This window comes from Quyinboa mangrovi (genome assembly GCF_042219825.1).
Taxonomy (GTDB): domain Bacteria; phylum Bacteroidota; class Bacteroidia; order Bacteroidales; family UBA5342; genus JBHJHP01.
This window is the reverse complement of sequence record NZ_JBHJHQ010000002.1, coordinates 499015-513774: the sequence shown is the minus strand read 5'-3', so window position 1 is coordinate 513774 and position 14760 is coordinate 499015. Positions and strand designations below refer to the sequence as shown.

20 protein-coding genes are annotated in these 14760 nt (G+C 37.4%); 4 read left to right on the top strand and 16 right to left on the bottom strand.

What is annotated here, in order from left to right; genetic code table 11:
• Positions 1 to 61: 61 nt before the first annotated feature.
• Both ACE1ET_RS05455 and ACE1ET_RS05450 read right to left on the bottom strand, forming a co-directional pair.
• Complete coding sequence (locus ACE1ET_RS05455; protein ID WP_375727353.1) at positions 62 to 745, bottom strand: hypothetical protein; 684 nt, start codon at positions 743 to 745, stop codon at positions 62 to 64.
• Positions 746 to 825: 80 nt separating this feature from the next.
• A complete protein-coding gene (locus ACE1ET_RS05450; RefSeq protein WP_375727352.1) occupies positions 826 to 1254 on the bottom strand; it encodes a DUF3788 family protein in 429 nt (142 codons plus the stop codon).
• A 187-nt stretch (positions 1255 to 1441) separates the two neighbouring features.
• Between ACE1ET_RS05450 and ACE1ET_RS05445 the strand changes: the two genes are divergently transcribed.
• The 4 genes from ACE1ET_RS05445 (at position 1442) to ACE1ET_RS05430 (ending at position 4910) form a co-directional block, all read left to right on the top strand.
• Positions 1442 to 2062, top strand: a complete 621-nt coding sequence (locus tag ACE1ET_RS05445) for a Crp/Fnr family transcriptional regulator (RefSeq protein ID WP_375721061.1) — start codon at positions 1442 to 1444, stop codon at positions 2060 to 2062.
• Positions 2063 to 2387: 325 nt separating this feature from the next.
• Entirely contained in the window at positions 2388 to 3653 is a 1266-nt protein-coding gene (locus tag ACE1ET_RS05440; protein WP_375727351.1) for a plastocyanin/azurin family copper-binding protein, read from the top strand.
• Positions 3654 to 3655: 2 nt separating this feature from the next.
• Positions 3656 to 4492, top strand: a complete 837-nt coding sequence (locus tag ACE1ET_RS05435; protein WP_375727350.1) for a DUF5777 family beta-barrel protein — start codon at positions 3656 to 3658, stop codon at positions 4490 to 4492.
• A 1-nt stretch (position 4493) separates the two neighbouring features.
• Positions 4494 to 4910 (top strand): QcrA and Rieske domain-containing protein, encoded by a 417-nt coding sequence (locus ACE1ET_RS05430; RefSeq protein WP_375727349.1) that lies wholly within the window; start codon positions 4494 to 4496, stop codon positions 4908 to 4910.
• A gap of 86 nt (positions 4911 to 4996) precedes the next feature.
• Here ACE1ET_RS05430 and ACE1ET_RS05425 read toward each other — a convergent pair whose 3' ends face one another.
• The 14 genes from ACE1ET_RS05425 to ric all read right to left on the bottom strand — a co-directional run bounded on the left by ACE1ET_RS05425 (position 4997) and on the right by ric (position 14697).
• Positions 4997 to 5293, bottom strand: a complete 297-nt coding sequence (locus tag ACE1ET_RS05425) for a DUF1905 domain-containing protein (RefSeq protein WP_375727348.1) — start codon at positions 5291 to 5293, stop codon at positions 4997 to 4999.
• A 74-nt stretch (positions 5294 to 5367) separates the two neighbouring features.
• A complete protein-coding gene (locus tag ACE1ET_RS05420) occupies positions 5368 to 5940 on the bottom strand; it encodes a GNAT family N-acetyltransferase (RefSeq protein ID WP_375727347.1) in 573 nt (190 codons plus the stop codon).
• A gap of 140 nt (positions 5941 to 6080) precedes the next feature.
• A complete protein-coding gene (locus ACE1ET_RS05415; RefSeq protein WP_375727346.1) occupies positions 6081 to 6746 on the bottom strand; it encodes a class I SAM-dependent methyltransferase in 666 nt (221 codons plus the stop codon).
• A 112-nt stretch (positions 6747 to 6858) separates the two neighbouring features.
• On the bottom strand, positions 6859 to 7074 hold the full coding sequence (locus tag ACE1ET_RS05410) for a DUF5652 family protein (RefSeq protein WP_375727345.1): 216 nt from the start codon (positions 7072 to 7074) through the stop codon (positions 6859 to 6861).
• 243 nt (positions 7075 to 7317) lie between these two features.
• A complete protein-coding gene (locus ACE1ET_RS05405) occupies positions 7318 to 9120 on the bottom strand; it encodes a GAF domain-containing sensor histidine kinase (protein WP_375727344.1) in 1803 nt (600 codons plus the stop codon).
• A 362-nt stretch (positions 9121 to 9482) separates the two neighbouring features.
• The gene (locus tag ACE1ET_RS05400) at positions 9483 to 10052 is read right to left on the bottom strand and encodes an FMN-binding protein (RefSeq protein WP_375727343.1); all 570 of its coding nucleotides are present in this window, start codon (positions 10050 to 10052) and stop codon (positions 9483 to 9485) included.
• Positions 10053 to 10060: 8 nt separating this feature from the next.
• Positions 10061 to 11260, bottom strand: coding sequence for a hypothetical protein (locus ACE1ET_RS05395; RefSeq protein WP_375727342.1), 1200 nt, complete (start codon positions 11258 to 11260; stop codon positions 10061 to 10063).
• A 503-nt stretch (positions 11261 to 11763) separates the two neighbouring features.
• Positions 11764 to 11952, bottom strand: a complete 189-nt coding sequence (locus tag ACE1ET_RS05390) for a ferredoxin (RefSeq protein WP_375721073.1) — start codon at positions 11950 to 11952, stop codon at positions 11764 to 11766.
• 130 nt (positions 11953 to 12082) lie between these two features.
• Positions 12083 to 12397, bottom strand: a complete 315-nt coding sequence (locus ACE1ET_RS05385; protein WP_375727341.1) for an antibiotic biosynthesis monooxygenase family protein — start codon at positions 12395 to 12397, stop codon at positions 12083 to 12085.
• 16 nt (positions 12398 to 12413) lie between these two features.
• Complete coding sequence (locus tag ACE1ET_RS05380) at positions 12414 to 12611, bottom strand: ferredoxin (protein ID WP_375727340.1); 198 nt, start codon at positions 12609 to 12611, stop codon at positions 12414 to 12416.
• 5 nt (positions 12612 to 12616) lie between these two features.
• Positions 12617 to 12913 (bottom strand): hypothetical protein, encoded by a 297-nt coding sequence (locus ACE1ET_RS05375; RefSeq protein WP_375727339.1) that lies wholly within the window; start codon positions 12911 to 12913, stop codon positions 12617 to 12619.
• Between the two features lie 91 nt (positions 12914 to 13004).
• On the bottom strand, positions 13005 to 13526 hold the full coding sequence (locus ACE1ET_RS05370; RefSeq protein WP_375727338.1) for a hemerythrin domain-containing protein: 522 nt from the start codon (positions 13524 to 13526) through the stop codon (positions 13005 to 13007).
• Position 13527: 1 nt separating this feature from the next.
• The gene (locus ACE1ET_RS05365; protein WP_375727337.1) at positions 13528 to 13971 is read right to left on the bottom strand and encodes an RrF2 family transcriptional regulator; all 444 of its coding nucleotides are present in this window, start codon (positions 13969 to 13971) and stop codon (positions 13528 to 13530) included.
• Between the two features lie 3 nt (positions 13972 to 13974).
• On the bottom strand, positions 13975 to 14697 hold the full coding sequence (gene ric, locus ACE1ET_RS05360) for an iron-sulfur cluster repair di-iron protein (protein ID WP_375727336.1): 723 nt from the start codon (positions 14695 to 14697) through the stop codon (positions 13975 to 13977).
• Positions 14698 to 14760 lie beyond the last annotated feature (63 nt).

The window sequence follows — 14760 nt, the reverse complement described above, 5'->3', positions numbered from 1 at the left end:
ATCGACATAAAGATAACGGATTTATGCTATTGGTTGCATGCCATTGTTCGTTAAATAAAACCTATTTCCCGTATTCATACCCGGTTATCCAGTTAACTACCATCTCATCAGAAAACAGTTTCCCAATAACCCTGTATTTCGAATATTTCAAAGGATTTTTACTATTTAGTTGTTCTGACATCACCCCAATTTCGGGTTGATAGTAACTGGAATGTACAAACCGTATTTTGTCCCCGTTAACAGAAATAAATCCGACATGCCTGTCCAGTCCTACCAGGTAAATACCCTCTCCTTTTTCTTTTAAATAAGATTCAACCACCCCTACAGATCTGTTGTGAAACCTTTTAATATTTTCTTTTTCCACCAGTTTTTTGATGAAAACTTCTGATGGATCCTGTGCCCATCTTATACGCGGGATAATAAATCCAATATCAGACAATACATTCGTTACAAAATACCCACAGGCAATGGCCCCTTGCCCCGGGGTTCGGGTCGTTCCGTAAAAATCCCACGGTGTACCGTACCAGGCCGGAAACACATGCTGTGTCAGTTCATAGATTAAATAGTTTCTGGCTGAACCAACTATGGAGTCTTTCGTCACAGAATCTCCCATTGCATAAAACTCACAGTAAGCATCTCTGTTTTTAATGATACTTTTTATAGTGGACTTATAATCTGAGGGAATGGTTTGTCCATTAACTGAAGATACAATTATCCAAAACAGAAAAATTAATGTTTTTCCCACAACAGGCATATTTGAATCCATATCTAAAACTACAGATTCTTAATCAATTAGTCAATCTGAATCCTATATGAGAGACTGTTTTATTTCAACCCTTTCTTGTATCCCGTTACCTCCAGGAGATCTGCCAACTGCTGCGATTCGGTAATCTGAAATTCCAATGGAATTAGTTTTCCAAATGTCTTTGTGGAATACAGGCTTTTTTTCAGGTCATCATTAATGCTGAGTTCAGTAACACCAGGTCTGGTCTTTTCTGTAAAATAAAAGGCCACCCTAAAATATTTATTCCAAACCGATAACCAGAATATGGTCTTCTTTTTATGCACCACTTTACACAACCAGGCACCACCATCCTTGTAATACCGCCACTGGAATTCCAATTCATATTCGTTGACTGCAATTTGTCTTAATTCTGAAAAAACGGGATATACATTTTCGCCTAACACTTGTTCTAATACGTCATCGGTTGGTTCTATCTGCGGATCGCGGAGTTGAGGTTTTTCTGGAGTCATTTTAAGAGTTTTAGAGGTTTTGCAATTTTCAAAGTTATAAATTTTAATGAATTAAAGCTTACGGTCACTTATACAAACAGCATCCATTTTATTTGAATTCAGTAAACAAAAGCTTATAAATATTTATTATATAATAAAGTTTAAGGAAATTTGTAACAACTGAAGTATTAACCAAATCGATAATACTATGTCAGCTTCTATCGATCATCTTCCGCTTTCTGCTGAACTTATTGAGCTCATCAAAGCAAATTCAACAACCATCGATGTTCCCAGAAATACAGAGGTCATGTACGAGGGCCAGTATATTAAAAATATTCCTATTGTGATTAAAGGTCTGGTTAAAGTTTTTATTAAAAATGAAGATAAAGAATTATTGCTTTACTATATACAACCCGACGAAAGTTGTATTATGACTTTTAACGCCAGTCTGGATAATTCTCCCAGCAGAGTTTTTGCTTCAACGGAAGAAGATTCATCGGTAGTTTTGATGCCGGTTGACAAAGTATTTAAATGGTTAAAAGAATATCCGGAAATGAATGTGCTGTTTTTTAAACATTATAATGCAAGATACAGCGAATTAATTGAGATGATTAATCATATACTGTTCAATAAAATGGATGTTCGTCTTTTAAATTACCTAAAATCAAAAATCAAAGTTAAGAATCAAAATCCTATCCGTATTTCCCACAAACAAATTGCCAATGATCTCGGTACAGCCAGAGAGGTTGTTACAAGGATTCTTAAAAAACTGGAATATGAAAACAAGGTTCAACAGAATTCCGGATTAATAAAAGTTATGCATGTGTGACTGTAGTCACTGACTTTCTTATTTCATCTCCATATTTTTGTTTAGAATCAATTTAAATAATTGAATGCAAAATATGGATATCTCCGATTGTATAGTAAAGGTATTAGGTTTTGATTTCTCTTATGCATTGTTCTTTAAATGCATTGTTAGCTGAATCACATGTATTATGCTAATTATCCTTACTGCAATTTTCCTCCTCACATCCCTCACAAGTATCTGTTCCGTGTACTTCATTTGAAATAAGTACATGTGTGAAAACACGAGGGTTAATGTTACTTACCCTTTTAGTCTAATATCATTCGTAACTCTTATAAAATTAATGCTTATGAAAACTACATTTACACTTCGTAAACTTACCAGCTTTATTACTTTGTTCTTTGTAATCAACGGATCCGTTAGTCTTGCTCAAAAAAAACACATCGTAGAGGCTTCCATAAATGTTTTCACACCTTCTGAATTAACCATTAACGAGGGTGATACGATCGAATGGAGAAATATAGAAGGATGGCATAATGTAGATGGATTACAATCAACCTATCCCGATAACCCTGAATCATTTGGCAACAGCCAGGGCAGCGGATGGGTTTATTCACATGTATTCAATACTCAAGGTATATACAATTACCATTGTGACCCGCATGTCGGTCTGGGTATGAAAGGGAAAATCACAGTTGAAGCTTCAGAAAACAACCAGAGGTATGCTTTAACTATCAACTTCTCATCCATGAATCCTCACGTCGGTCAAACCTTGTATCTTTCATTAGTTGATTCTGAGACAGGAAAAGAAGTTGAACGAAAAACAGAAGATATAGATGCCTCCTTTTCTGTCCAGCTTTCGGGCCTTGAAAAAGGACATTCATATCATGTGGACTTCTTTGCTGACTTTAACGAAAACGGCATTTACGATACGCCTCCAACGGATCACGCCTGGAGAATGGAGGTCAATAACGTTTCAGACGATGTAATACTTGATTTCGTTCATAACACGAATTTCACTGATATAAGCTGGAAATATAAACTGACTTTGAATTTTATGAATATGAATCCGCATCTGGGACAGAAATTAACGTTTTACCTTGTTGATGCTGCCAATGGATCAGTCATCGATTACAAGATGATATCAGAAATCATCAATCCTGATTTTTCCATTGAATCTTATAACATAGTTCCAGCTGGTTCCTATAATCTTGATTTTTATGCAGACCATAACGGAAACGGAACTTACGATGCGCCTCCTGTTGACCATTCCTGGCAAATATTACTAAACAGTATCAGCAGAGATACAACACTATCATTTACACATAATACAAACTTTACAGATATATCGGCAGTGACACCAATAATAGCTCCACTCAGTGAATCACCAACACTATATCCCAATCCCGTTTCTTCTGCTTTAACCTTGCAGTTGAATGATTCCGGCTATGAATACCATTCCATCTATGATATTTCAGGCAAGCAACAGAAGGTTCATATTTCAACCTATAATAATGTAATGGATATAAAAGTGAATGAACTGAAAGCGGGAGTTTATTTCGTTGAACTTCAGAATAATAAAGACAGAATGCTTCTCAAATTCATAAAAAACTAACTATGTACAGATCATTTACCATAATACTTTTGGGTTTAATTTGCACAATTGCGTTCTCTCCTGGTGCAACAGCACAGGATGCAGAACCTGTTGAATACGTTTTTAAGGGAACCAGGATTGTTAATGACCAGTCTGTCAATCTTGCAGATAAAGGTGAACTGTTGCTCCTGGTCCAGCACCGTTTCGGAGATGTGAGTGGTGGTTATTATGAGTTATTCGGTCTTGATCAGGCAACAATGCGACTGGGATTTGAGTATGGTTTTGGATCATTCTTCAATGCGGGCATAGGCAGAAGTACATGGTTGAAAACCTACGATGCTTTCGCAAAACTAAGACTGGTGCGTCAAACGTCCGGGTTCCCTTTTACAGCCGTTATTTCCGCCGGGGGTTCAGTCCCTACAATCAGAAATTTTTTCCCTGAGCCAATGAATTCATTTTCAGATAAGGTCTCAGGAAATGTGCAACTTTTGCTCGCAAAAGAAACTGGCAATTTTGGATTTCAGGTGTCCCCCGGATTCATTAAAACCGGAACCATTGCGGGTCTGAATAAGGACTTATCATTCTTTATTACAGGAATTACAGGATCAGTAAAAATTGTAAGAAAAGTCTCTCTTAATCTGGAATACCTGCACGCCTTTAACAAACAGGTTCCGGGGGATAATACACTTTCATTGGGCATTGATATTACAACTGGGGGGCATTTATTTCAACTGATTTTTTCCAACAACCAAACCATGTTGAACCAGGGATTTTACTCCAGCAAGACCGGTTCATGGACCAGCGGTAACATCTACTTTGGGTTTAATTTAATTCGAGAATTTACATTAAAATATTACTGATATGGAACGAAAAGAATTTATAAAAAAACTGACCATTGGCGGCAGCGTGCTCTTTGCCTCACCACTGCTTTTTAATGCTTGTACCGAAGATAACGGCATGGTTGACAACCATACTTCGAATGACATTGTCATTGACTTAAATGATGCTGCATACTCTGAACTGTCAACGGTGGGAGGTTTTGCCTATAAGGATAATATCATTATTTTCAGAACAGGAACGGACACCTATATGGCGCTTTCAAAGCTATGTACGCATCAGCAATGCACCGTCAGCTATAACCATTCATCGGGGACAATACCCTGTCCCTGCCACGGGTCAATCTATTCAACTTCAGGCGAAGTATTAAATGGTCCTGCTACACAGGCACTAAAACAATACACAGTAACTAAAGATGGTAATACCCTGATTTTAAAATAGTCTGTCAAAATATTTAAATATGCCGCTCGAAACCCCTTCATTAAACATGTTGGCAGAATTCATTACGTTATGTATAAATGGTTTGGTTAAATCCAGATAATGACATCCACACGTTTACCTGCCGAAAGGTTCTCAGCGGCCCTTATCTCTGCTTTTAACGGTAAGGAATATGCATTTGTTTTGGTGTCAAACCATATGGCGGTTTTCCACTCGCTTTTCCCTACTCTTGCTGTTGCTTTTAGTCTGCCCCAGCCTTCCTCTTCTGATTTGAATGTGGTTCTGATCTCTTCAGATACTGGCAGAGGTAGTGTCACGAAGTACCAACTGCCCTTGCCTTTATATTGCCATGGTTCAGCTGAAAATGTATATTTTATTCCTTTCATTGTTTCCAGTCTTCATTGATGTATTTTAATGCTTCAAATTGTAGCCGATATGAGATTTGTTACGGTATATTAGTTTATACTTTTTTAAAATAGGCTGTTATAAACCCACCAAATACTTCATGACTGAATTCAAATCCGAACCGCTTATAAAAATCCACGACCTCCTCATTTCCATTGGATACATAAACATATATACCTGTTATTCCTTCCATGCTTTTCATCCATTCTATCACCTCATTGCTTAGTTGATAACCAAGCTTTAATCCATGATATTCCGGTTTAATATAGATATTATTAAATGTTCCCAGCCTGGAAGGCAGTTTCTGTTCGTCAGGATAAAATATAAGTTGTCCTTTTTCATAAATAGTGTTGGCCCAGTCAGGAACGTAATATTTCAAATCTTCTGTCACATCTGATACCTCTGCATATACATAGCCAACCGGAGTATCACCATCAAAAGCTACCAATACCTTCTTCATTTGAGCACTTTCGAAACTTGGCTTTAGTCTGTTGTCAAATGTCATTTCCTGCAACACATCCGTTCTGAAATGAGATTTCTCTGCCTGATAAGCCATCAACTCATTACAGAGTTCCCTGCATATCACAATATTACCGCTACTTATATCCTGTATTCTTATCTTTGCCATCTTAAGGATTCTGTTTGTTTTAATCCATCATAATTGGAAATCGCAATGTACCCGATTCTGTTTAACTTTTATCTGTGATACCGTTAATTTTTCAATTTCAAAGTTCAAATTCCGATATGCCTTTTAATTCTTTCTACTGCTCATTTTAGATACACCATTTTTACCATAAACCTTGCTATATTATTAGGTTTTGACCCGACTTTGAAATCTACAGATTGCGAAACCTTAGTTATTATACGAGGAGAAAAAAACCTGTGATCTCCTTCGTGCATAAAAAATTTAAGGTATAAATTAAGTATCTGACGAATTATAACCGGAAATCGTGGTTCAATAACAATAACTCGTCCATTCCTTTTTAGAACCCGGTATATTTCGCGTAATGCTCTTTCCGGCTGAATGAAATGATGGTAGACGCCTGTCAGTGCAACCACGTCAAACATATTGTCAGACCAGGGTATATTAACTTCGGCATCAGCAACTTTAAGGTCAATGTGTATATTTTGTTTTTTCGCTTTATCTTCAACTTTCTTTAAAATATTGGGGGCAATATCAGTACCATATAAGTTTTTAGCACCTGCAAGAGAAAGCGTTTCCAGAAGTCTGCCGGTAGCACATCCAATGTCTAAAATGTGAATCTTATCTATCTCGTCTTTCAATTCCAGAACAACGCTTTGATCTATCTCTTTAAGTTTAAAAATTGGAATCCAGATACTGTTATCATATGTATCCAGTACTTTAGCATTATACGTTAGATAATTGCTTATCTTATATCTGCTTTTAACATCAACGTCAGATTCTGAAGTCATTTTATTCTGGTATTAAATTAACCAGTATCCTTCATATTCAAATACGCTTCCACACCATTATAAACTGTTTATAACACTGCTGTAATGACTTACACAAAAGCGAATTTTCCTGTTAGGTTCTTGCCTTTCCTCTTTGCATTAAGATATATACTATGGGTAAAATACCTGCGGTATTAAAAACGGCAATGCAGATAAACCAGGCCAGTTGATTATTACGGGCCGATTTCCATAATGCGATTACTTTCCATACTGCTTCCCACAGCATAACAACGATGAGAACCGGTAAAAGCCAGGGAAATGAATCATGTAATTGTTGTAAATTTTCCATGGTGAATAATTTTGCGATAGAGATAATTGTTTCAATTTTGGCAGCTTAAATGTAAGGAATTCAGAGGAATAATTCAAGGATTTTATAGATGCAAGAATCAAGACATAAGAGCCAAGATTTTTGTATAGCACACGAAATCCCTTGTTATGGCTTTCAAATGTGCTATGAACTGTCCTTCTTTCCTGAAAGGAGGTGTCCCAATTCATCGGGATGGAGGATTTATATGTACATTCTTATGCAATACTAAACAGGTATGTTTATTTGAAAAGTGCTGCCCTTTTTTATTTCGCTGCTGAGAGTAATATGTCCCTTGTGTAAATCTATAAATTCCTTACAAAGTATTAAACCCAAACCTGTTCCTGACTCATCCATTGTACCCCGTGTACTAACCGATTCATTTATGCTGAAAAGTTTATCACAACGATCCTTTGTAATTCCAATTCCGTTATCTTCTATTGAAATGCAGGCACAGCCATCATCGTAAAAACAGGATACGTTAATATGTTCGCCTTTATAACTGTACTTTATCGCATTGGTTATAAGGTTCAAAACTACAGTTTTGATCATATTCTTATCAGCCGTTATAACCATCTCATTTTCGAAAGAAGTATTAATCGTAATCGCTTTGCTTTGTGCCTGAAGATTGAGGATCCCTATAGTTTCGTCGATCAAATTATTTAATTGAAAAGTTGATGGGAGATACGTTGTTCTTTTAGTTTGTAATCTGGACCATTCCAGGAGATTATTCAAATAGCTATATGCGCCCAAAAGTCCCTTATTTATCAATGCGGAGTAATTCTTAACCGTAATATTTTCAACACCTTCAAGTTCCTCCTCCAACAAAGTACTAAAACCAATCAGTGAGTTATAGGGATTCCTTAAATCATGCGCAACAATTGAAAAGAACTTATCTTTTGTGGCATTAAGAGTAAGCAATTCTTCGTTCTGTTGTTTTATTTTTTCACCGTCACGAAGCTTTTTTATATGCATCCCTACCATATTGGCAACTGCAGTTAATAAATGAATATGAATATCATCCCAAACCCGGTATTTATAGATGTCAGAGAATCCTATATAACCAATCCACTTATGATTGGAATATATAGGAATTGCAAGGATCGACTTAATATCGAACTTTTCTAAGAACTTTTTTTCCACGACAGGAAAATCAGATAGATTTCCTGAAATGGGCCTCCTTTGTTCAAAGTGTTCAACCCACCTGCTGAAACCGATTTCATGCAACTCTACATGCTGCAAAACCGGATTATCTATTTCCTGCTTTACTCCGGGTGCACATACTTCCTGTGTTTTGCCTATATATTTAAATTCACTGTCATATTCATAAATAAAAATTCGTGACGTTTTAGATGTATTCAATATTAGTTCAAGACCTCTTTTCAGACTATCTGATCCGTTACTCAGAATAAGCTGTGAAAACTCTGATATGGCTTTTTCAAATTGCAGTTGCTGCTTTAATTTCCCTCTTGACAAAGCAACCTGCCTTGAAAAAAAGATATGAGAATATATGAATATGGCAATGGTTAATACAAACAGTCCCCAATCAATATACTGATTAACTGTCACACCAGAACTTTGGCCAAACACCTGAGTCAAGGTCACAATAATATATGTTATGGTGATCACAAGCAGGGAATATAATTTCCAACCTCTTATATTATTGAAAAATATGAAAACTAACGAAATGGGAATAATAATGGTAACATGAAATATTTCTCCGAATTTCATGTAAAATGTACCAAGGTAAATGGTGGAAAAAAAGATAAGCAGAAGCAGAATTTTGGATGCTGTTTGTTTTCCAAAATAATTTAAAACAACAGGAACTGTAAAAATTATGACACATAGAATGTCATAGATTATATTGAACGACGAATATATAAGATCCAATACAGCCGCGATTAACAGGATAGAGATTGTGAGTAAACTTATCATGTTTACTAGTCTGATTGAGTCTTCATTAACAGAATTAACAGCACTGAATGTCCCCGCAGAAATATTTTTATTTATTCCCATTTTCAGTTTATTCATAATCAGATTTATTTATTTCCCAACTAACTATTAAAACATATACTTTATTGCAGGTTACATTCTGAAAGCAATGTTTTATTAGAAAACTTAATTCATACAAATATGTGTTCTAAGATATGTAGTTATAAGGAATAATGCAAAAATGATGCAGATCTAAAATGTAAGATCAATTAATGTGTTTGTACCGAAGCGGATTTTGACTACAGATCGATTCTTTGTACTAAATCAGATTCCCTAAGAATACATCTACAAATCTAAGGCTTGAATGGTAATCTTCAAAAATAGAGTAAACGTCTTTGTTTCAAATAATAAGAATAGTTCCCTATGATTTCAGGTTTAGGAAACCCCTGAGAGGAATAGAATTACCATTTCATTCGCTGTAAGATACCTGTCTTTTCCTGAACATCAAATGTTAGAGCATTCACTGAAATTGTAGCACCGGAAATGGCATCGATATTTTTTCCCACATCAAGGTTATCTGTACCATCAAATCCGGCAAACTGCCTCAGCCATCCACGGGCAGTAACTTCCTGACCGTGTGTAGCCTGATAATTAAATACTTTCACCAAGCGGACGGTTTTATCCGGATCAAAAAACATGAAATAGTCAAAATATTCTGAATCACCGTCATGATTTTTATTGCCGTTGATGGAACATCCTCCTGCCCTGCAGCTTAACACGCGTCCAACATACACAAAAAGGATGGTCGCCTCAGGATCATCCACTATCCGGAAAAACTTACCATTAACCGCATGCGTTTTGATTAAGGAGTCAGATAAGGTAATTTCCCTAAGGTGTTCAACAGAAGGTACTTCATATTTTTGAAGTGCCTTCTGCAGGCTTTTATGCTTAAAATCAACAGTATTTTGCGCAGGCACTCCAAAAACTGAAGCTGCAAATACTATTCCGATTATAATAATCCTGATCCCCATGTTCAGTTTTAAAACATCACACCTATTCCGGCACTGAAAACCTTACTGTAAGCATTATCACTTCCGTTTTTCACAAACTGCATATCAGCCTTAACCACAGCTCCTTTTGTCAGCCCCAGTGTCAATCCGGTGGTAATAATATTCTTCTCATAAGCAGGATTCGCCATGATGGATGATTCAACCTGTTGGTGTGTGTTCAGATATTCATAGCGAATAAATGGAACCAGTTCATTTTCAGTATTACATAACCGGAATACATTATACCCTGCTTCGACATACCAGCCGGTCATGGCACGTCCTAAATCATTAGGGTTTCCGTTTGAATCTGCAGTAAAGGCGTTATACTGAGCCGTATTGGTTAAACCGGTGTAATAAAACTGCCCCCGGAATTCAAATCCACTTAAGGAATACCGTGCATCAACACCTAGCATTGTGATCCCTACAATTGATGAGTCTGCCTTTGCAAGCCCTGCCTCATTGTTTTTATCCATGCCATTGTACAGAGTACTCTCGGTTGAACCAATATAACCTGAGACGCCCACATTTAATCCCCTGATGCCATAGTATTCAAGTTTCAGAGCCAGGTCCGGAGAGCTGATAAATGACTCTGCTCCCTTCTGACGTCCTTTTCTTAAGCCGTTTGAACCGTTCAAATGTGGCGAACCATCGTAGCCGTTAAAGCCATTCATAAGATAGGCCTGATACTTTAACGAAGCCTGCAGAATATTTCCGGTGATACCAAATCCTATTTCACGCCATGTGGTCGGTGCTATGGTATTGTCAATTACAGGGCGTTCCACACCGTTAAAGGTTGTCGGTTCGTGATATTCATTGGTGATCCCCATGGGAACAAGGATCAGTCCCGCTCTCAGATTGATGTAGTTGTTCAGCCGGTGTTGTAAAAAAGCCTGTTCCACATATACCTCCTCTACATGTTCAAACTCGAGTTCAGAAACAAACTGTGTTTTACTGCTGAAATTATAACCCAGTAACATAACCAAACGGTGTACATCAAGCTTACCGTTGTTTTTAACATCTGCATCCAGTGGCTGATTATAATGAACCTCACCATAACCTCCAATCACGAGTCTGCCATCTGTTGATAAGAGTTTTTCTGCAGAATTAATATACTGATTTTCCTCGTTTTTCTGTGCAAACGTTAAGCTGGTCCACACCAGCACTGCCATCAAAAGCCCTGTCCTTTTCATTGCTATTTTAATTTATTCTAAATATAGATTTCCAATGCAAAACTACCAAGTCAGTAGGAAACAGCAATCATAAGATGTTATGATTTTATGAAAAAGAATTACGTTTCAGGATTTTTTACAGAAAAGGTAAGTGGACCCTCAGATATGGGATTCCCTATATATTTTGAAACTTCAGGATAATAAAAAATAATCTAAAAGTGGGGATAATAAAGAAAAGATCACCGGAATACAGATGATCATGAAGGCAGGATATTTGATTCAGTTTAAGGGTAATTTAAACCTTTTACTGTAAAAAAACGAATTCCCCTAAACAGAAGCGATTTGTCCTCTGTCCGGGGAATAAAAATTTAATGCCGCTGTGCACCAATGCTGAAATGCCTTTGAAGTATAAAATACGTTTAAATAAAAGCACGTACGGTTTAAATAAACGATATACCAATCTTCATATTTTTCCTGAACTTACCTGTTTCAGCAACAGTCAGGATTAAAATGAAGAGGCTTTACTACTCAAATTTAATGACTTCAACGGGACAGCTTTCTGCCGCTTCTTTAATATCGTCTTCATTGGAAGCAAAATCAGCGCCATCTTTCACGACAGCTTCATCTTCCATTTCAAACACATCCGGGCAAATTTCTTCGCAGAGTGCACAGGCTGTACAGCCCTCTTCGATCCATACTTTCTGAATTGACATAATATAAATTTTAAGTGTTAAACAATTAGTTTTAAAACGTTTATATTCTATCTCACTAAAAATCAAGCAACATACAAATGTAACAGAACTTTATTTAAGGTGTTCAATAAAACCTTTATCGTAACATTATTTAATACTCCAGTTCCACTTTACTGATCCGCACTTTGTATGACTCATACCACATTGCCCTTCCTTTTTGCTTGGCATCCCTGTGCACACTGTTTTTTGCCCATCTCCGGATGGACTCCATATCTTTCCAGTAACAAACTGTAATTCCTACTTCATTTCTGGCAGATTCCATACCAATAAATCCCGGTTGTTCTTTCACCAGTTCTTCTATCTTATCCGACATGTCACTGTAGCCCAGATCACCTTCCGTTCTTACCGATGTAAAGATAACTGCATAATATGGTGGTTTTGGTGTATTCGCGTACATTTTGTCCATCTTTTTCTGTTCTTTTTTACGAGATCCTAATAATCCGGGTAGGACAATTTTCTAATGCCTGCATGATGTTATGTTCATACAGGGAATAATCCACTCCCGGCATAACGATCATCCTATCAATAACCCTGAATACTGCCGGTGCATAAGCCTTACAGATACCACAGGCAATACAGGCCCTTTCGCTTTCATCCTTCCACACTTTCTGTATTCCCATATGTATTACTCATAACCGCCCATGCAGGACAAACATGCATTGGCATAGGCGTCATACTTATCAAATGCAGGCCCCGGCCTACCATTAACCGTAATAATATTATCCAGCCTTACCAGTTGGTCGACTCCTGTGTATACAAACTCCCCCTGATCTGCCTTTAATACACCACGGCAAATCCCCTTTGTATCTGCCAGTTCGTTGTGGCGATTAAACCAGAAAATTCTTACCTGCTGCCCCCTCAGTTCCTCCAGCACATCAAAAAAGTCCGGATCAACGGGCATATAAGCATCATATTTATCCATAGTAAAACACGTTTTAAATTTATGTTTTGCAGGAATAAATTGCATATTGGTCCATTTGACTCCCTTTTTCCACAGGAGATTCAGAAGCAGATCATGCCCTGGCCAACAGGCTTAAGTAACTACTGATCCTACCACCGGTATTATGCTCCTTCAAAACAGCGTCATACTGAAGCAGGATCTTCTCCTTCTCTTCTTCGGGAATAGCCTGTTCTGCCATGGGATACAATATATGATCTTCTTTGTAAATATGATCCATCAAAAGAAAAGAATAGCCGCGGGCATTTTCGATGACCTTTTCCTTATCCGATCCTGACAGACCATCTTCCATACCACGCACAAAATCTCTTCCTTCCTCATGTTCGTGTAACATTACCGGAACAGGATTACAGTGCATGCAATCTTCATTCTCAAGCATGGCTTTGAACAGAATATCTTCTTCCTTGGCATGGTGAAACTTATCAGCATAGTTTTTTATAAAATCTATAGCCTGTTCAAAAAAAGCAGCATCAAGTGCTTTTCCTTTTTCAATCTCCTCACATTCATTTAATATGAGCTCAATTACACCCATTATATTGCGGTGTTCATCTGATAAAATATCGGTTACGTTTTGCATTTTAATATAATTCCAGTCGGTTTAAAACAGCCGTTCCATTTTTAATTTTCTCCGAAAGCGACTGAATGGTTTCCGTGGTAACAATTGCATAGAATCCATCCCTTATCGCCTTGTATTTTTCATGCAGCGGACACGGATTATCGTTATTGCATTGCTTTAAACCAAATCCGCATTTGTAAAACCAGGCATCCCCCTCCATCACATGAATCACATCAAACAATCGTAATGCCGTCTGTGTTTCGCTGAAATGAAATCCGCCACCACGGCCTTTCATTGAATCCAGCAAGCGGTGCTTTGTAAGGGTCTGCAGAATTTTTGCTGTATATGCAGCAGGCGCCTCAATTTCCTGTGCAGTCTCCAAAACACCGGGCCTTTGTTTTTCCCAGTTTCTTAACTGTATAAAAACCAGTGCCCTGATGGCATACTCTGTACTTTTTGATAGCATTACTTATGATTTAACCGATATTTCACGGGCTAAATTTAATGCTTTCCTGAACAATATGTTGTTTTCAAGGTGAATATGACGATGCAAATCATCTTCAAACTCTTTCAGGGTCTGATAGGTAACCCTGTAAGTATTACATCCGTCAGGAGGACATGTATATCCGGATGTGATTTCTGACATATGCTCAAAACGGTCTCCCTCCGTCTGATGTTCCTCAAACATCGTTTCTATCGTACTGACAGCTTCCTTATACTTCTGTTCCGAAAGGTTGATCTCTGTATGCGCCATACGTCGAATCAACGGAAAAAGAATCAGCTCTTCTTTCTTCATATGTGCAGATAAATTACCTGCAGCCCCGTCAAACAGTTCCTTCACTGTGAATAACTCAGGATGATGCGCTCCATGTACATCACACAGTTTCTGCAGTTTTTGCTGTAAGAAAGGAATGGTATCATTCACATAACTGTGATGTCTTTTTTCGATATAATCGCATAACTCACCGGGGGCAAGACCATTAATATAGGCTGAATCAGCATCTTTCTGCTGCAGCAAATCATTTAGATCCTCCATTAATTGCCCGGCATCAATATTTGATTTCTTGCAGGCCTCATCAATACTTATGCCTCCACCACAGCAAAAGTCTATGCTGTTGCTTTCGAAAAGCTTAGCAGTTTTAAAGTTCTGCTTCACGATATCCCCAACTCTTGTACTTCCACTTATCTCCATATCTTTTACATTTATTTTGTAACAAAGATATAATTAATTTATAAAAGGATATACAGGTCCTTT